The sequence below is a fragment of the Nocardiopsis sp. LDBS1602 genome (assembly GCF_035818715.1).
Taxonomy (GTDB): Bacteria; Actinomycetota; Actinomycetes; order Streptosporangiales; family Streptosporangiaceae; genus Nocardiopsis; species Nocardiopsis alba.
Genome location: NZ_JAYLVW010000004.1, coordinates 68,150 through 84,986, shown reverse-complemented (window position 1 = coordinate 84,986; position 16,837 = coordinate 68,150). Strand labels below are relative to the sequence as shown.

Here is a 16,837-nt window from a genome sequence, read left to right as displayed (position 1 = left end):
GGACAGGTGCGAGCAGGGTCGATGTGACCTGCGTCGCGTGTTCTGCGCCACTTTGACGGAAGAGTAACAAACCGCGCGGTCGGTGGGGAGGGCGTGAAGGGGTGGGGACCGACCCGTGTGTCAGAGGGGGGCGGGTACGCCGAGGGCGGCGGGGAAGAGGGCTTCGACGGGGGACGGCAACCGCTAACCTGAAGAGGACAGACAGACCGAGGAACGGCCGAGGAGCCGCACGTCCCGCACGGGTCATGGAACGGCGGCACCCCTCCTCCCGCTTCGAGGGAGATCCGTTTCCCCCACCCGCGTCGACGCGGGAGCACCCACGAAAGAGATCTGATGACAGCGGTAGACGGCGACCAGACGACGGGCGACACCTACGACGCCCGCGCCCTCCAGGACAAGTGGCAGGCGCGCTGGGCGGCCGAGCTTCCGTTCCAGGCGAGCGAGGACCCCGGAGACGACCGGCCCCGCTCCTTCGTGGTGGACATGTTCGCCTACCCCTCCGGTGACCTGCACATGGGACACGCCGAGGCCTACGCCATCGGCGACGTGATCGGCCGCTACCGCCTCCAGCGCGGCGACAACGTCCTGCACCCCGTCGGCTGGGACTCCTTCGGCCTGCCCGCCGAGAACGCGGCGATCAAGAACAACTCCCACCCGGAGAAGTGGACCTACGCCAACATCGAGACGCAGGCCGCCTCGATGGGCCGCTACGGCGTGGCGGTGGACTGGTCCCGTCGCATCCACACCAGCGACCCCGAGTACTTCAAGTGGAACCAGTGGCTGTTCACCCGCTTCTTCGATCGGGGTCTGGCCTACCGCAAGGACGGCCTGGTCAACTGGTGTCCCCAGGACCAGACCGTGCTGGCCAACGAGCAGGTCGTCCAGGGCCGCTGTGAGCGCTGCGGCGCCGAGGTCGAGCGCCGCGCCCTGAACCAGTGGTACTTCAAGATCACCGACTACGCCCAGCGCCTGCTGGACGACATGGACCAACTCGACGGCGGACGTTGGCCGGACGAGGTCCTGGCCATGCAGCGCAACTGGATCGGCCGCTCCACCGGCGCCGACGTCCACTTCGAGATCGAGGGCCGGGACGAGCCGGTCACCGTCTTCACGACCCGCCCCGACACCCTGTACGGAGCGACCTTCTTCGTCGTGGCCGCCGACGCCGAGCTGGCCGAGGAACTGTGCGCCCCGGAGCAGCGTGAGGCCTTCGAGACCTACCGCTCCGACGTCGCCAAGCTCTCCGACATCGAGCGTCAGACCACCGAGCGCCCCAAGACCGGTGTGTTCCTGGGCCGGTACGCCGTCAACCCGGTCACCGGCGAGCGCATGCCGGTCTGGGCCGCGGACTACGTCCTGGCCGGATACGGTCACGGCGCGATCATGGCCGTCCCCGCCCACGACCAGCGCGACCTGGACTTCGCCCTGGCCTTCGACCTGCCCGTGCGGGTCGTGGTCGAGACCGGCGAGCCCGACCCGGCCGAGACCGGCGTCGCCACCGCCGGCGAGGGCGTCCTGCGCGACTCCGGTCCGCTGGACGGCCTGTCCAAGGACGAGGCCATCGAGCGCATCATCGAGGTGCTGGCCGAGCGCGGTACCGGCGAGGCCACGGTCAACTACCGTCTGCGCGACTGGCTGCTCTCCCGCCAGCGCTACTGGGGCACCCCGATCCCGATCGTCCACTGCCCCTCCTGCGGCGAGGTCGCCGTCCCCGACGAGCAGCTCCCCGTCACCCTGCCCGAGCTCAAGGGCGCCGAGCTGGCTCCCAAGGGGATCTCCCCGCTGGCCGCGGCCAAGGACTGGGTGGAGGTGGACTGCCCCTCCTGCGGCGGGCCGGCCGAGCGCGACACCGACACCATGGACACCTTCGTGGACTCGTCCTGGTACTTCCTGCGCTACTGCTCCCCGCACCTGGACACCGCCCCCTTCGACACCGAGGCGGTCAACAAGTGGGGCCCCGTCGACCACTACATCGGCGGTAAGGAGCACGCGACCCTGCACCTGATGTACGCGCGCTTCTTCACCAAGGTGCTGCACGACATGGGCATGCTCGACTTCACCGAGCCCTTCGCCCGTCTGACCAACCAGGGGCAGGTCATCAACGAGGGCCGGGCGATGTCCAAGTCGCTGGGCAACGGTGTCGACCTGGGCAAGGAGATCGACGCCTACGGTGTGGACGCGGTCCGCCTGACCATGCTCTTCGCCTCCCCGCCCGAGGAGGACGTGGACTGGGCCGACGTGTCCCCGACCGCGGCCCTGAAGTTCCTCAACCGGGCCTACCGCGTCATGCACGAGGCGGGCGCCGCCGGTACGCCGGGCGCGGACCCCGCCACCGGCGACGTCGAACTGCGCCGGATCACCCACCGCTCCATCGACCAGATCACCGCCCTGATCGAGGACAAGCGCTTCAACGTGGCGATCGCCCGTTGCATGGAGCTGGTCTCGGCCACGCGCAAGGCGATCGACTCCGGCCCCGGAGCCGGGGACCCGGCCGTGCGCGAGGCCGCCGAGTTCGTGGCCGTGGCCCTGTCGCTCTTCGCGCCCTACGTGGCCGAGGAGGGCTGGGAGAAGCTGGGGCACGTGGGCACCGTGGCCGCCGGGAACTGGCCCGAGGCCGACCCGGAGCTGCTGGTCCAGGAGACGGTCACCTGTGTCGTCCAGGTGCAGAACAAGGTCCGCGACAAGCTGGCGGTGGCCCCCGACATCTCCGACGAGGAGCTGGAGCGTCTCGCCCTGGCCTCGGAGAAGGCCCAGGGGTTCATCGGTGACAAGACGGTCCGCAAGGTGATCGTCCGCGCGCCCAAGCTGGTCAACATCGTCGTCGGCTGACGCGCCCGACGGGGGCGGTGGTCGCGACGGTGATCACCGCCCCCTACGGTTGTCCTGAACACGTACTGGGAGGCGGTGGCCGAGTGGGCTCTTCGGCGGCGGGTGGTGGGCTTGGACCCCGACCCTGGACGCGGGCGCTGATCATCGGGGCGGGGGCCGTGCTGCTCGCGGGGGCGGCCGTCGGCGGTGGTCTCGTACTCGCCGGGGACGATCCCGACCGGCCCGACGGGGACGACGCCCTCGCCTCGGCGCCCACGTGCGCGTCGATCCCCGAGGACGCGGTGCTCTCGGCCCTTCCCGGAGCGACCCCCGAGACCGAGGGCCACGGCCCCCTCGCCGGCGGGGAGAGCAGCACGTGCGTGTGGACCTCCCTGGCCCCCGACGGAGAGGGGCGGGGTTCCCTGCGTGTGGACCTGTCCGCGCGCTTCACCGACGCCTCCGCCGAACCCGTGGTCACCGGCGAGCGGGCGGCGGTCCTGGCCCGTGACGCCGCCGTCCCGGTCCGCGGGGAGCAGGTCGACCTGGCCGGAGGAACCGAGGCCGGGGTCTGGCGCGGACGACTGCCGGGCACCGCCGAACTCGCCTTCCAACGCGACAACATGCTGGTCCGGGTCTCCTACGTGGGGGAGGCCGACGGGGAGCCGGTGTCCTTCGGCAGGGCACGCGACACGGTGGTGGACTTCGCGGCCCGGCTGGAGGAGACCCTGTGAGCGTTCCCCCGTACGGGGCCGCCGACCCGGGGACACCGCCACCGCAGAGCCGTGTGTTCGCCACCACCGCCCTGGTGGTCCTGGCCCTGGTCGTCCTGGCCGCCTCCGGTCTCCTGGCCTGGTACCTGTTGACCTCGGGGGGTGAGCGCGGAGACTTCGAGGCCGCCCCCGAATGCGGGATCGGGCGGACCGAGGTCCTCGACGAGATCGTCCCCGACCACCGGCTCGAGGTGGAGGAGACCGTCGGCACCGCTCAGGACACCTTCGGTACCGGCTGGCAGTGCCGCTGGGCCACCCCGGAGGGGGAGGGCGCCTCCGTGCCCGCCGCCGCCACCCTCGTCCTGGTGGCCGCCCCGGTCGAGGGAGGTCCGGACGTCGCCTCCGGCACCCTCTCCTCCACCGCGCAGGGGCACGAGCCCGAACCGGTCGACGACCTGGGGGACGAGGCGCTCCGGTGGGTCGAGACCGGGGCCTTCGAGGTGGGCTGTACCGGGGTGCGGGTCTCCAACCTGTACGTCGAGACCTGCTACACCGCCGCCACCGACTACGAGGCCACCGGATCGGTCGACGGGGAGAGCGCGGCCGAGGACGCCGAGCGTCTGGCCCGTTCGATCGTGGCAGAGCTGCCCGAGGGCACCGCGGCCGACTGAGGGCTCACCAGAGCCCGTCGACGAACCTCTCCAGGGCCGGGGCCACGTCGGGGGAGAAGGGTCGGTCCCCGTCGAGGGCGGCCGCGCCGGGGGAGTCGTCGTACTCGCGCAGGACGTGGTCGGTGCCGGGCAGGTCCACCCGCTCGGCGTCCTCGAACCCGGTCATGAGCCGATCGATCTCGTCCCGGGGGATCTGGGCGTCCTCCTCGCCCCACAACACCAGGACCGGGGTGTCGTCCGGCAGGTCGCGGGCGAGGTCGACCGGGTCGAAGGCGTCGATCCAGGCGAGGAAGTCCTGGTTCTGAGGCGCGAAGATCCCGGTCGGGTCGTACATGTCCAGTTCGTCTCCGGCGCGGACGAGGGCGCGGGCCGTCCGGATGTCGGAGAGGATCATCGCGGCGTCGGACTCGTTCACGGCGCCCTGGGCCTCGGCGGTGCGGACCTGCTCGGTGATCTGTCGGTCGATGACGTCGAGCATGCGGGCCCCGGGCGGGGCGGCCAGCACCAGGGCGGGGTCGGCGTCCTCCAGCACCTCTCGGGCGCGCAGGGCGAACAGGGCGCCTTCGCTGTGGCCGACGATCAGGGTGCGTTCGGGGTCCACCTCGGGCTGGGCGATCAGCTCCTCGTAGGCGGCGGCCATCTGGGCGTCGAAGAGCAGGGGGTCGATGTCCTCGCCCATGGCCTCGACGGTCTTCTCGTCCCAGGTGTCGGGGTCGCCGCTGCCGAACTTGTCGTAGCGCAGGGAGGCCACCCCGGCGCCGGCCAGGACCCGGGAGAGGTTGAGGTTGGTGTCGGCCTCGGGGCGGCCGTCGCTGTTGCCGTTCCGGTTCGTCGGCCCGCTGCCGGAGATGATGAGGGCGCCCGGCACCGGCTCCCCGTCCGGGGATTCGGGGTGGGTGAAGGAGCCTTCGACGGTGAACCCGCCCCCCTCGAAGGTCACGTCGCGGCCGTCGGCGGAGAGCCCTGGAGGTTCGGGCCCCTCGTCGCCGGGGGAGCAGGCGGAGGCGGACAGCGCGACGGCGATCACGGCCGACGTGAGGAGGGTACGTCGGGAGGAACGGTCGGGGAGGGCGGGAACACGGACACGAATGGACACGTTCTTCAGAGTATCGGCCGGTCCGTGGGCCGCGCCCTCCACCGTTCGCGGAGGGGGTCAGACGCGGCGCATGACCGTGACGACCTTGCCCAGGATGGTGGCCTCGTCGCCGTCGATCGGCTCGTAGGCGTCGTTGCGCGGCATCAGACGCACGTGACCGTCGGCCCCGCGGTGGAACACCTTCACGGTGGCCTCGTCGTCCAGCATGGCCGCGACGATGTCGCCGTTCTCGGCGTTGGGCTGCTGGCGGACCACCACCAGGTCGCCGTCGGTGATGGCGGCGTCGGTCATGGAGTCGCCGACCACGGTGAGCATGAACAGACGCCCCTCGCCGACCAGCTGACGGGGCAGCGCCAGGACGTCCTCGACCGACTCCTCGGCCAGGATCGGGCCGCCCGCGGCGATCCGTCCCACCAAGGGCACCGAGGCGGCGCGGGTGGCGTCGGCGGTGAGCTGGTCGTGGGTCAGGCTCTGGCCCTCGTCGCGGCCGGGAACGCACAGTTCCACGGCGCGTGGCCGATTCTGGTCACGGCGCAGGTAGCCCTTGCGCTGGAGCACCTTGAGCTGGTGGGCCACGCTGGAGGGGCTGGAAAGGCCGACCGTCTCGCCGATCTCCCGGATCGAGGGCGGATAACCGCGTTCGCGAACATAACGCTGGATGCAGTTGAGAACGCTCTGTTGGCGCGCGGTGAGTTTGGGGGCGACGGGCGTGACACCGCCCGTGTCACCCACGGGCGAAAGAACGGTGGTGTTTCCGGAGTGATCGGCTCCGGGGTTGTCCTCCGGCACGGCCGGGCCTCCTCGGTGTTCGGTTCGGTCAGGGCCTGTTCGGGTGTCCGGTGCCGGCCCTGCCGACCGGCTGGTCCGCGGGGTGGTGAAACCGGCGTGAAAACAAGGTCAAGATTAGTCGTTGCACACGGTGATATCAAACAAGCGTTCGAGGGTCGTGGAGATATGACCGGGCCTTTTCGATGGACGTTTTCGGGCCCCCTCGATCGGGCGTTCGCGCGTCTTCGTCCGAGGGTGTTCGGCCAATGTCGAAAACGGCTTTCCGGGGGTCGGTCCGAGGGCGGTATGGGGTTCGTCTCGTGGAAGTCGGTCGAGGGTCCGAACGGGCCGGAAAGGCCCGCCTCGTAAGGGGCGGACGCCGCTCCGGCGGATCGCCGGACGGAGGGCGCGCGCCCTCCGCCTCCCGTAGTCTTGACGCCGGTGTCCGGCACCGTCCCGCCCCCGTCTCCACCCCCTCTCAGAGCGCCCCGCGAGGGTCCTCGACGCGAGCCCGGGAACACGCCGTCGTCAAGGTTGCGACCCGCGCTGCGGAGGGCTAGGTTCGACCACAACATCTGGTGTTGCCGATGGGGCTTGCGCCTAGAAGTTGTGGTTAAGTAGACCTACGGGTCGTTGTTCGGGTCGAGGGAAGCAGGTGAACCGGGATGCACTGTCCGTTCTGCCGCCATCCGGACACCCGGGTGATCGACAGCAGGTCCACCGACGACGGCGCGGCCATCAGACGCCGCCGCACCTGCCCGGTCTGCGAACGCCGCTTCACCACGCAGGAGACCGTCCTGCTCATGGTCGCCAAGCGCTCCGGGGTCACCGAGCCCTTCAGCCGCACCAAGGTCATCGCCGGCGTCCGCCGCGCCTGTCAGGGGCGCCCGGTCTCCGAGGACGCCCTCGCCAAACTGGGGCAACAGGTCGAGGAGGAGATCCGGTCCAGAGGCGTGGCCGAGGTCCCCGCCCACGAGATCGGGCTGGCCATCCTCGGCCCGATGCGCGACCTGGACGAGGTCGCCTACCTGCACTTCGCCAGCGTCTATCGGGGCTTCGAGAGCCTGGCCGACTTCGAGGCCGAGATCGCCGGTCTGCGCCGTGACCGAGGGGAGGACCCCTCGAAGCGGGAAGAACCGTCCGAGGGGAACGGATCGCCCCGACCCGCGATCGACACCACAACTTCGGGCTAGCAGTCCGGACGTCCATCGCGACGTCCGGAGCCATCATCCCGGGTGGTCGACCTCACGGCGAGGGAGCACGCCGCCGTGGTCGACCCACCCCGCCACCAGGGACATCCGCGCGGGCATCAGCGTTTCCGCGCACGATCAGTATTTCGGGGAGACTCCGTCATGACGGAAACCACCAGCGGCCCTACGGGACGCAAGGGCAAGGGGTCGCGCAAGGGCCTGAAGATCAAGCGGGTCTTCACGACCGCCGGTACCCACCCCTACGACACGCTGGAGTGGGAGCGTCGGGACGTCGTCATGACGAACTGGCGCGACGGCAGCGTCAACTTCGAGCAGCGCGGCGTGGAGTTCCCCACGACCTGGTCGGTGAACGCGACCCAGATCGTGGCCAGCAAGTACTTCCGCGGCGCGCTCGGCACCCCCGAGCGCGAGTGGAGCCTCAAGCAGCTCATCGACCGCGTCGTCGGGGTCTACACCGACACCGGTCGTAAGAACGGCTACTTCGCCTCCGACGAGGACGCCGAGGTCTTCGACCACGAGCTCAAGTACGCGCTCGCCCACCAGCTCTTCAGCTTCAACTCGCCGGTCTGGTTCAACGTCGGCACCACCTCCGCCCAGCAGGTCAGCGCCTGCTTCATCCTGTCCGTCGACGACACCATGGAGTCGATCCTGGACTGGTACAAGGAGGAGGGGATCATCTTCAAGGGCGGTTCCGGCGCGGGTGTGAACCTGTCCCGCATCCGCTCCAGCAAGGAGCTGCTCACCTCGGGCGGCACCGCCTCCGGTCCGGTCTCCTTCATGCGCGGCGCCGACGCCTCCGCCGGGACCATCAAGTCCGGTGGCGCCACCCGCCGCGCGGCCAAGATGGTCGTGCTGGACGTCGACCACCCCGACATCGAGGAGTTCGTCGAGACCAAGTCCCGCGAGGAGCACAAGATCCGTGCCCTGCGCGACGCAGGCTTCGACGTGGACCTGGGCGGCGCCGACATGTTCAGCGTCCAGTACCAGAACGCCAACAACTCGGTCCGGGTCTCCGACGCCTTCATGCGCGCGGTCGAGACCGAGTCCGACTTCGGTCTCACCTCCCGTACCACCGGCGAGGTCATCGCGACCGTCGACGCCAAGGGCCTCTTCCACCGCATGGCCAAGGCCGCCTGGGAGTGCGCCGACCCGGGCATCCAGTACGACGGCACCATCCAGGACTGGCACACCAACCCCGAGACCGGCCGCATCTCCGCGTCCAACCCCTGCTCGGAGTACCTGTCCCTGGACGACTCCTCCTGCAACCTCGCCTCGATCAACCTGCTCAAGTTCCTGCGCGAGGACGACACCTTCGACGTCGAGCGGTTCACCCGACTCACCGAGCTGATCATCACGGCGATGGACATCTCCATCACCTTCGCCGACTTCCCGACCGAGAAGATCGGCGAGACCACCCGCGCCTACCGTCAGCTGGGCATCGGCTACGCCAACCTGGGCGCCCTGCTCATGGCCACCGGTCACGCCTACGACTCCGAGGGCGGCCGCGCGGTCGCCGCCGCCATCACCTCGCTGATGACCGGCGCCGCCTACCGCCGTAGCGCCGAGATGGCCGGGGTCGTGGGCCCCTACGACGGCTACAAGCGCAACGAGCAGGCGCACAAGCGGGTCATGCGCAAGCACGCCGCCGCCAACGACGACCTGCGCACCATCGGCACCCTGGAGGAGCCCATCCACGCCGCCGCCACCGGCGAGTGGGCGGAGTGCCTCAAGGTCGGCGAGCGCAACGGTTGGCGCAACGCCCAGGCCAGCCTGCTGGCGCCCACCGGCACCATCGGCTTCATGATGGACTGCGACACCACCGGCATCGAGCCGGACTTCTCGCTGGTCAAGTACAAGAAGCTGGTCGGCGGCGGCTCCATGCAGATCGTCAACCAGGCGATCCCGCGGGCGCTCAAGAACCTGGGCTACCAGGACGAGCAGATCGAGGCGATCGTCGAGTACGTCGCCGAGAACGGCCACGTGGTGGACGCCCCGTCCCTGCGCCCCGAGCACTACGAGGTGTTCGACTGCGCGATGGGCCGCCGCTACATCCAGCCCATGGGTCACGTGCGCATGATGTCCGCCGTGCAGCCGTTCCTGTCCGGCGCGATCTCCAAGACGGTGAACGTGCCGGAGGAGGCGACGGTCGCCGACTTCGAGCACATCTACTTCGAGGGCTGGCGTCTGGGGCTCAAGGCCCTGGCCGTCTACCGCGACAACTGCAAGGTCGGACAGCCCCTGTCCACGGCCAAGACCGAGGACAAGGCCGAGGAGAGGACCGAGTCGGCCCCCGAGGTCGTCGAGGTGCCCCGTCCGGTCCGTCGTCGTCTGCCCAAGAAGCGGCCGAGCGAGACCACCTCGTTCTCCGTGGGCGGCGCCGAGGGTTACATCACCGCCGGCTCCTACCCGGACGACGGTCTGGGCGAGGTCTTCATGAAGCTCGGCAAGCAGGGCTCGACCCTGGCCGGTGTCATGGACGCCTTCTCCATCGCGATCTCCATCGCCCTCCAGTACGGGGTCCCGCTGGAGACCTACGTGGAGAAGTTCACCAACATGCGCTTCGACCCGGCCGGTATGACCGACGACCCGGACATCCGCATGGCGCAGTCGGTGGTGGACTACATCTTCCGTCGTCTGGCGCTGGACCACCTGCCCTACGAGGAGCGCGCGGCCCTGGGCGTGCTGTCGGCCTCCGAGCGCGAGGCGCAGCTCAACGGCGAGGACCCGGCCCAGATCGCCGCCCAGGTGGAGTCCTACTCCCAGTCGGCCTCCACCGGCGCGGCCACGACCGAGTCGGCCCCGACCGCCCCGGCCGAGGCGGAGGAGAAGCGGGCCCCGGCCTCCGAGGGTTTCGTGGCGGACGCCCCGCTGTGCATCACCTGCGGGACCAAGATGCGTCCCTCCGGTAGCTGCTACGCCTGCGAGGGCTGCGGCGCCACCAGCGGTTGCAGCTGATCCGAGGCCTCTAGAGGCGATACGAGACCTCTAGGGACCGAGTGATCGAGGGGGAGACGCGCGGCGTCTCCCCCTCTTCGTCGTCTCCGTGTCCCGTGGACGTTCCGAGGGGACGGTCAGTCGCCCTTCCGGTCGCCGACGACGGTGGCGACGGCGGCGGTCGCCGCGGTCACCCCGAGCACCGAGGGCCAGGCGCCGACCTTCTTGGCCAGGGGGTGGGAGAGGCCGAAGGCCCCCACGTAGAGACCGGTCAACGCCACGGCGGTGCCCAGACCCGAGCGGCGACGCCAGGTCTCGAAGGCGGCGGCGCCGCACGCGGCCAGGACGGCGCCGCCCAGCGGCCTGTTACCGGTGGCGCGGGCCACCGAGTAGCCGCCGATCAGACCGGCGCTGGTCAGGGCGGCACTGGGTAGAGCGGTCATCGGGATCCTCCCCATGGATGTGTTCCGTCCCTTTCGACGGTAGCCCCCTCCTCGGCGGGTCCTCGGGCGGCTCGCATGTAGAGGTCGGGGAGAGGTCGCATTACGCTCCAGCCACGGATCTGTGTTTCGGTTTGTCCGCATGGCACTCTTATGTTCTGGCCACTATCGCCTGTTCGCGTACGAAATCCGCTCTCACCTGGAACCCGAGCGGTGTACGCCGCGTCGAAGTCGTCAGTTCCCGCTGTTCCAGAATGGAGTGCTTGCCTATGTCGTTCGCGCAGACAGTGCGCGGTGCGGCCGGTGCGATGGCCCAAGGGGCCGATCCGCGTCAGGCCGTCACCGACGCGGTCCAACAGGCCGCGGGCCAGATGTCCGGATCGGGCTCCCAAGGGTCCGGACAGGGCTCGGAGGGCGGACTCGACCCGCGCGACTTCATCGCCGCGCGTGAGCAGGGCACCTCCGTCGACACCCGCATCGAACAGAAGACCACCTCGCTGAACAACGCGGGCGAGGCGCTCAACCGCAGCTACTACGAGCGCGGCTCCGGCGGCCCCGTCCACGTCATCTGCCCGATGGTGATCCCCCGGGGACGCACCTTCGTCACGATGCTCCCCGCCATCGTCCTCATCGCCCTGGGGCTGGTGGGCACGGTCGCCGTCGTGGTTCCGGAGACGGTCACCCTGGGGAGCAACCCGCTGCTCCACCCCTTCTTCGGCCTCCACTACTGGCTCGTCACCCTCGCCGTCACCGCCTTCATGTGGTGGCGCCAGGGCATGGTGATGGTCCCCGAGGGCTGCCAGGCGATCGTCACCCGCTTCGGCAAGATGGAGAACCTCTTCCAGCCGGGTCGGGTCACCCTGCTCAACCCGTGGAAGCGCGTCTCCTACATCGTCAACACCACGCGCGAGTACCCCTTCAACGCCCCCATCCGCTCCGCCCCCACCAAGAGCGGCGTGCAGGCCTCCGTCGACCTGTTCGTGCAGTTCAAGATCGAGAACGCCACGGACTTCGTCTACACCCTGGGCGGCGTGCCCGGTTTCCAGGAGAAGCTCAACAACGCGATCTCCGAGACGACCCGGAGCCTCATCTACGAGCAGGAGGCCTCGGCGATCTACGACATGGTCGGCGAGTCCACCCACGGTCTCCTGGAGGCCCTCAACCGGCAGTTCAGCGGGATCGTCGTCCTCACCAGCGCGAACATCACCCACGCCGAGCCCTCCAGCCAGGAGTACCGGATGGACCTGGCCGCCCCGGAGATGGTGCGGGTGGCCAAGGACGCCTACACGTTCGAGTACGAGCTGCAACTGCGCAAGGAACAGAACGAGGGTGACCTGAACAAGGAGCTCGCCACCCTCAACGAGACCCTGTCGGCGATCCAGGCCGACATCGCCCAGTACCAGGCGCAGATGGACACCGCCCTGGAGCGCGAGACCAACCGGGCCCGTGCCCTGGCACGGCAGCGCTTCGTGGAGGCCGAGTCCGAGGCCAACGCCAACTCGGCGCTCCTCCAGGCCCAGGCCCTGGACATCCGCGCCGTCAGCGCGGCCGAGGCCCCGGAGATCCTCAACTACCGCTTCCGGGAGAACCTCCTGGACAAGCTGGAGGCGGTCGCCGACAGCCTGCCCCAGGTGCTGCGCATCGGCTCCGGAGACGCGGCCAGCGTCGACTACCTGCGCATCGCCCAGGAGATCATCGGCCAGGCCGACACCGCCCTGTTCTCCGACGAGGACATGGCCGCGATCCGCGGTCGCCTCGGTGAGATCCAGGACCGGATCGCCCGGCGTCAGCAGGAGATCGAGGAGATCGTCGAGGGCGACTCCGAGGACGTCCGCGGCCCGGCCGCGGAGGACCCGGGACAGGACCTGGTCGAGGAGATCCGCCAGTCGGTGAGCGACGACGCCATCGACGAGCGTCTGTCCGAGGCCGCTCAGGAGGACGCCGAGGCCGACGCCTCCGCCCTCCCGTCCCCCGACACCACGCCGCAGAACCCGCAGGACCCGCCGTTGCCCCCGTGGGCGCAGGGCGGCCAGAACCCGGGAGGTCAGTAGATGAGCGAGTCCTTCAACCCCGGTAGCGGCTCCAACATCAAGGAGTCCCTCGCCTCGTGGGGCGACCTCGCCGGCCTTCTACGGGGTGGAGACCAGGGGGCCATCGTCCCCGTCGTCATCCCGCGCGACAACCGGGGCCTGCGCTGGATGATCCTGGTCTGGTTCGGCCTGTTCGCGCTGCTCTCCGCGCTGGTCATGTCCATCCGCGTCGTGATCGGCGAGGGGCTGGGGGCCTCGTCCCTGTTGGCCGTGCCCACCCTGATCGTCGGTGTCCTCAGCGTGCTGGCCGCCGTCCTGTGGTGGTGGCGCGGATCGATCGTCGAGATCGAGGAGGGCACCACCGGCATCCTCACCAAGTACGGCGCCTACGCCAGGAGCATCGGCCCGGGCCGCCACTACCTGTGGCACCCGTGGGCCCGCGTCGACTTCGTGGTCGACACCCGTACGGAGATCCCCTACACGGCACCGGTCCTGGCCTGCCCCACGCGGGAGAACGTGCCGCTGAAGTCGATCGAGTTCTTCCTGAAGTTCCGCATCGACGAGCCGTACGCGTTCGTGACCACCATCGGCGCGAGCAACTTCGACCTGGTGCTGTCCAGCGCGGTGCAGGACGCCATCCGTCAGCGCAGCCGTCAGGTGAACACCGAGTCCGCCTACGACCTGCGCGGATCCAACGTCGAGGACATGCGCCGCCTGCTCAACGAGCAGCTGCGCAAGTACGGCGTGGTCATCACCGGCTGCAACATCCCCGACGTGCAGCTGCCCAACCAGTACCAGCAGCACCTGGCCACCCGGGAACGGGTCGCCAAGGAGCTGGTCGCCTACGAGCAGGAGTGGGAGCTCACCCGCAAGCGTCGTATCGACACCCTGCTCATGGACATCGAGCGCTCCAAGAAGACCCGTGACGCCAAGATCGTCGAGGTCAACGCCTCCCTCAACAAGGCGCGCAAGGACGTCGCCCAGATGCTGGAGGAGCAGGAGACCGAGGCCCAGCGGGTGCGGTACGAGATCGAGACGCGCGGCCGGGCCGACCTGGTGGCCGCCGAGAACGAGGCCAAGGCGCAGCAGCGTCTGGCCACCGCCTACCGGGACAACCGGGCGGTCCTGGAGTACGAGCTGGCCCGCCGTCGCCTGGACGTGGGCGCGGTGCTGGCCGAGCGGGCCCCGCGCCCGGTCGTGGTCCAGACCGAGGGGGGTACCGGCGACGGTTCGGCGCTGTCCACCCTGCTGACCGCCCAGTTGCTGCCGCAGGTCATGAACGGCGCGAGCGGCTCGCGCGCGTCGCTGTCCGCGCAGGGGGCCCAGGACGCCCTCGGTTCGGCGCAGGGCGCGGTGGCCGCGGCGGCCGCGCGCCAGCAGCAGATGTCCGAGGAGTACCAGCAGCAGCAGGACACCGCGATGCGTCAGCAGTTCGAGCGGGGAGAGGGCTACGGGGACCAGGGGCGTCGTCGCCGCTGACCGTACCCCCGCGAGGAGAAGGGCCCCGCGCCCGCCGTCCGGATCTCCGGTGTCGGCGGGCGCGGGGCCCTCGTCGTCCCTCGTGCCCTCGCGCGGGTCCTCAGCCGGTGGGGGAGAGGGCGGCGTAGCCGGCGATATCGATGCCGTGGCGGGCCGCGATCTCCACCAGGTCCTCCACCTCGCCCGCCTGGGCGGTGGCCAGATCGTCGTCTCCTATGGCGTGGGCCCGACGCAGGGCCGTGATGGAGTCGTGGATACGAACGTGGAGGGTGAGGGCGAACTCGCGCATGGACAATCTCCTCGGGTGAGTGGACCTACCTGGGGGAGAACCTCGTCGGGGGTCTCCCTGGGGGCTCCACCATCCCTATCGGTCGAGGGTGAGAGTCCGGTTGGATCCGGGCAGTATTGAGCAAAGAACCGGGTAAGAGTCGGCGCGCGGGGTCAGTGGTCGACCCAGACGTACCAGTCTCCGGACACGTGCTCGTAGACCCGCGACCCCTGGCCGGGGACGAAGACCCCGGTGGGGATCTCCTCGGTGCTGTAGGCCAGCCCCGAGGGCTGGAACAGCCCGGCGCCCTCGACCGTGTAGTGGACGGTCTCCCCGTCATCGGAGACGCTGGTCAGGGGATAGAGGCCCGTCCACTCCCCGTTGAGGGGGATGGTGGTCGCGGCGCCGGTCTCCTCGCGCAGCTCGATGAGGCTCTCGGAGGACAGGTCGATCCGGGTCCGCAGCGGGACGTCGGCCACGGCCAGGCCCAGGGCCACCGTGGCGATCAACGGGGCGCTGATCCAGCGCAGCCAGTAACGGCGGATCATCGGACGGGCGACGGCGAGGGCGATCCCCAGCCGGAGGGCGCCCATCCCGGCCAGCAGCAGACCGCCGCCGAGACCGATGACGAACGAGGGAAGGTGCCCGGCGGGCACGCTGTCCTCGAAGAGCAGGACCAGTCCGACCAGCGCGCAGGCGGGGATGTAGAGCCGCCCCGGAGGGCGCGAGGCCCAGTCGATCAGGCGCCGGCCCGGAGTGGGCTTCTCCGAGATCTCGATCAGCTTGGCCACGGACCCGTCAGGGTGTGTGCCGGGAGCTGAGGCGGACATGGCGTTCCCCCCACCGAATCCGAGTCGTGGTGACGCGGCCGGCGGAACGGCACGAGGCGCGAGGTGGGCCGCGTCACAGGCGAGACGGCCGTCGTAGCGCGGCCTGGTCCACAGGATAGAGCAGCGGTGGCGCGTGTTCGGGGCGACGGGGAGAAATGGTGGGGGAGCCCCTCCCGACGGTCGAGGTCGAGCGACGTCCGCGGCGTCGGACCCCGGTGGCCCCGGTGCCGAGGATCAGATGGTCCCAGGACCACCGTCCGCCGCCCACCGCCAAGAGAGCGCATACCGCTATGACCAGCATGGTCGACCCCCAGGAGCCGAACAGGGAGAGCGGTTCGGCCCCGGCGGTGAAGGTGCCGACGAGGGCGGCCAGGGCGAGCAGAGGACCGGTCAGCCATGTGAGCAGCCCCACTGCGAAGGAGATCGAGAGCGCCACGAGGAGAGGAGGGACGAGAGGAGAGACGAAGGCGATCGGCGAGAGGCCGGCGTCGATCAGGCGCTCGGCGACCACGTCCTCCCGGCCGCGAAGGGCGAGGCCGTACTCGGCGAACACCCATCCCACGCCCACCCTGGCCCCGGCGGAGACGACGTCGTACAGGCGGCCGCGCGAGATCCGGGCGAAGGGGCGTCTGCGGGGGCGCGGCCTGGGCCCGGTCGTGGGCCGGGGCCTGCTCTGCTGCATGTCCATTCCTCCCGGGGGACCCGGCATGGCGATGATGACAAGCGCAAACTACCTAAAGTGATGAGGCATGACCGAGTGTCATGGTCGGTGGGTCGCGCAAAACCCCGGGGAAACGCCTCGTTCGCCTCCGCCGGGCCGGGAAAGCGACACGGAAGGTGTTCGGGCCGCCCTAGGGTGGGAGCCGTGTCGACGACTTCCCAGAAGAACAGCCCCCCGCCCGCCCCCACCTTCGAGGTGGAGAACGAACTGCGCGCCGCGGGCGCGCGGGTGGTGGCGGGGATGGACGAGGTGGGGCGCGGGGCCTGGGCCGGACCACTGCTGGTCTGCGCCGCGATCCCCGGAGAGGGCGAGCCTCCCGCCGGTCTCACCGACTCCAAGCGCCTCACCCCCAAGCGCCGCAGGGAACTGGCCCTCCAGATCGAACCCTGGGTCGCCGCCCACGCCTTCGGCTGGTCCTCACCCGCCGAGATCGACGAGGTCGGCATGACCGAGGCCCTGCACCGCGCCGCCCGCCGCGCCCTGGAGGCCCTCGACCCCCGCCCCGACGCCGTCGTCCTGGACGGCCGGCACGACTTCATCGGAGCCCCCTGGAGGGTGAGGACCCAGGTCAAGGGCGACCTGACCTGCGTCAGTGTGGCCGCCGCCGCGATCCTGGCCAAGGTCCACCGTGACGCCCATATGGCCGAGCTCGCCGAGGACCACCCCGGCTACGGTTTCGAGAAGGCCGCCGGCTACCCCTCGCCCGTCCATCGGGCGACCCTCGCCGAAGCCGGGCCCACCCCCCACCACAGGATGAGCTGGTCCTACCTGGACGCCCTGCCCCGCTGGCGTCACCTGCGCGTCACCCGTTCGGTCCCCGCCACCCCGGCCCCGCTCTTCTGACCCCGAGGGCGGCCGACGACACGCCGCC

Annotated in this window: 14 protein-coding genes; 8 read left to right on the top strand and 6 right to left on the bottom strand. The window is 70.2% G+C overall.

Annotated elements, in window-relative coordinates; translation table 11 throughout:
- Positions 1–333 precede the first annotated feature (333 nt).
- The 3 genes from leuS to U9J66_RS15530 all read left to right on the top strand — a co-directional run bounded on the left by leuS (position 334) and on the right by U9J66_RS15530 (position 4,189).
- Positions 334–2,829 carry a leucine--tRNA ligase gene (leuS, locus tag U9J66_RS15540; protein ID WP_014912095.1) on the top strand — a complete coding sequence of 832 codons (2,496 nt, stop codon included), beginning with the start codon at positions 334–336 and terminating at the stop codon, positions 2,827–2,829.
- A gap of 83 nt (positions 2,830–2,912) precedes the next feature.
- Positions 2,913–3,539: a hypothetical protein gene (locus tag U9J66_RS15535; RefSeq protein WP_326338020.1), complete on the top strand. Its 627-nt coding sequence runs from the start codon at positions 2,913–2,915 to the stop codon at positions 3,537–3,539.
- Positions 3,536–4,189 (top strand): hypothetical protein, encoded by a 654-nt coding sequence (locus U9J66_RS15530; protein ID WP_161110328.1) that lies wholly within the window; start codon positions 3,536–3,538, stop codon positions 4,187–4,189. The genes U9J66_RS15535 and U9J66_RS15530 overlap by 4 nt, the downstream gene beginning before the upstream one ends.
- 4 nt (positions 4,190–4,193) lie before the next feature.
- On the opposite strand, the gene U9J66_RS15525 is transcribed toward U9J66_RS15530, so the two are convergent.
- The gene (locus U9J66_RS15525; RefSeq protein ID WP_378757744.1) at positions 4,194–5,285 is read right to left on the bottom strand and encodes an alpha/beta hydrolase family protein; all 1,092 of its coding nucleotides are present in this window, start codon (positions 5,283–5,285) and stop codon (positions 4,194–4,196) included.
- Between the two features lie 57 nt (positions 5,286–5,342).
- Entirely contained in the window at positions 5,343–6,017 is a 675-nt protein-coding gene (lexA, locus tag U9J66_RS15520) for a transcriptional repressor LexA (RefSeq protein WP_014913245.1), read from the bottom strand.
- A 701-nt stretch (positions 6,018–6,718) separates the two neighbouring features.
- Between lexA and nrdR the strand changes: the two genes are divergently transcribed.
- Together nrdR and U9J66_RS15510 are read left to right on the top strand one after the other, a co-directional pair.
- On the top strand, positions 6,719–7,246 hold the full coding sequence (gene nrdR, locus U9J66_RS15515; RefSeq protein WP_014909761.1) for a transcriptional regulator NrdR: 528 nt from the start codon (positions 6,719–6,721) through the stop codon (positions 7,244–7,246).
- Positions 7,247–7,405: 159 nt separating this feature from the next.
- The gene (locus U9J66_RS15510; RefSeq protein WP_042284841.1) at positions 7,406–10,219 is read left to right on the top strand and encodes a vitamin B12-dependent ribonucleotide reductase; all 2,814 of its coding nucleotides are present in this window, start codon (positions 7,406–7,408) and stop codon (positions 10,217–10,219) included.
- 116 nt (positions 10,220–10,335) lie between these two features.
- Here U9J66_RS15510 and U9J66_RS15505 read toward each other — a convergent pair whose 3' ends face one another.
- Positions 10,336–10,641 (bottom strand): hypothetical protein, encoded by a 306-nt coding sequence (locus U9J66_RS15505; protein WP_014913239.1) that lies wholly within the window; start codon positions 10,639–10,641, stop codon positions 10,336–10,338.
- Between the two features lie 266 nt (positions 10,642–10,907).
- On the opposite strand from U9J66_RS15505, the gene U9J66_RS15500 reads away from it, so the two are divergent.
- Both U9J66_RS15500 and U9J66_RS15495 read left to right on the top strand, forming a co-directional pair.
- Complete coding sequence (locus U9J66_RS15500) at positions 10,908–12,689, top strand: SPFH domain-containing protein (RefSeq protein ID WP_014912156.1); 1,782 nt, start codon at positions 10,908–10,910, stop codon at positions 12,687–12,689.
- On the top strand, positions 12,690–14,147 hold the full coding sequence (locus tag U9J66_RS15495) for an SPFH domain-containing protein (RefSeq protein WP_017533824.1): 1,458 nt from the start codon (positions 12,690–12,692) through the stop codon (positions 14,145–14,147).
- Between the two features lie 100 nt (positions 14,148–14,247).
- On the opposite strand, the gene U9J66_RS15490 is transcribed toward U9J66_RS15495, so the two are convergent.
- The 3 genes from U9J66_RS15490 to U9J66_RS15480 form a co-directional block, all read right to left on the bottom strand.
- Positions 14,248–14,436, bottom strand: coding sequence for a hypothetical protein (locus tag U9J66_RS15490; protein WP_014911775.1), 189 nt, complete (start codon positions 14,434–14,436; stop codon positions 14,248–14,250).
- A gap of 152 nt (positions 14,437–14,588) precedes the next feature.
- On the bottom strand, positions 14,589–15,245 hold the full coding sequence (locus U9J66_RS15485) for a hypothetical protein (RefSeq protein WP_026124868.1): 657 nt from the start codon (positions 15,243–15,245) through the stop codon (positions 14,589–14,591).
- Positions 15,246–15,318: 73 nt separating this feature from the next.
- Complete coding sequence (locus tag U9J66_RS15480) at positions 15,319–15,927, bottom strand: DoxX family protein (protein WP_042284978.1); 609 nt, start codon at positions 15,925–15,927, stop codon at positions 15,319–15,321.
- A 183-nt stretch (positions 15,928–16,110) separates the two neighbouring features.
- On the opposite strand from U9J66_RS15480, the gene U9J66_RS15475 reads away from it, so the two are divergent.
- Positions 16,111–16,809 carry a ribonuclease HII gene (locus U9J66_RS15475; RefSeq protein ID WP_042284845.1) on the top strand — a complete coding sequence of 233 codons (699 nt, stop codon included), beginning with the start codon at positions 16,111–16,113 and terminating at the stop codon, positions 16,807–16,809.
- Positions 16,810–16,837: the final 28 nt, after the last annotated feature.

Excerpts from the sequence above, each read along its gene's own strand:
- leuS (WP_014912095.1), top strand. The coding sequence starts at position 334 with ATGACAGCGGTAGACGGCGACCAGACGACGGGCGACACCTACGACGCC.
- nrdR (WP_014909761.1), top strand. The coding sequence starts at position 6,719 with ATGCACTGTCCGTTCTGCCGCCATCCGGACACCCGGGTGATCGACAGC.
- U9J66_RS15510 (WP_042284841.1), top strand. The coding sequence starts at position 7,406 with ATGACGGAAACCACCAGCGGCCCTACGGGACGCAAGGGCAAGGGGTCG.
- U9J66_RS15505 (WP_014913239.1), bottom strand. The coding sequence starts at position 10,641 with ATGACCGCTCTACCCAGTGCCGCCCTGACCAGCGCCGGTCTGATCGGC.
- U9J66_RS15500 (WP_014912156.1), top strand. The coding sequence starts at position 10,908 with ATGTCGTTCGCGCAGACAGTGCGCGGTGCGGCCGGTGCGATGGCCCAA.
- U9J66_RS15495 (WP_017533824.1), top strand. The coding sequence starts at position 12,690 with ATGAGCGAGTCCTTCAACCCCGGTAGCGGCTCCAACATCAAGGAGTCC.
- U9J66_RS15490 (WP_014911775.1), bottom strand. The coding sequence starts at position 14,436 with ATGCGCGAGTTCGCCCTCACCCTCCACGTTCGTATCCACGACTCCATC.
- U9J66_RS15485 (WP_026124868.1), bottom strand. The coding sequence starts at position 15,245 with ATGTCCGCCTCAGCTCCCGGCACACACCCTGACGGGTCCGTGGCCAAG.
- U9J66_RS15480 (WP_042284978.1), bottom strand. The coding sequence starts at position 15,927 with ATGCAGCAGAGCAGGCCCCGGCCCACGACCGGGCCCAGGCCGCGCCCC.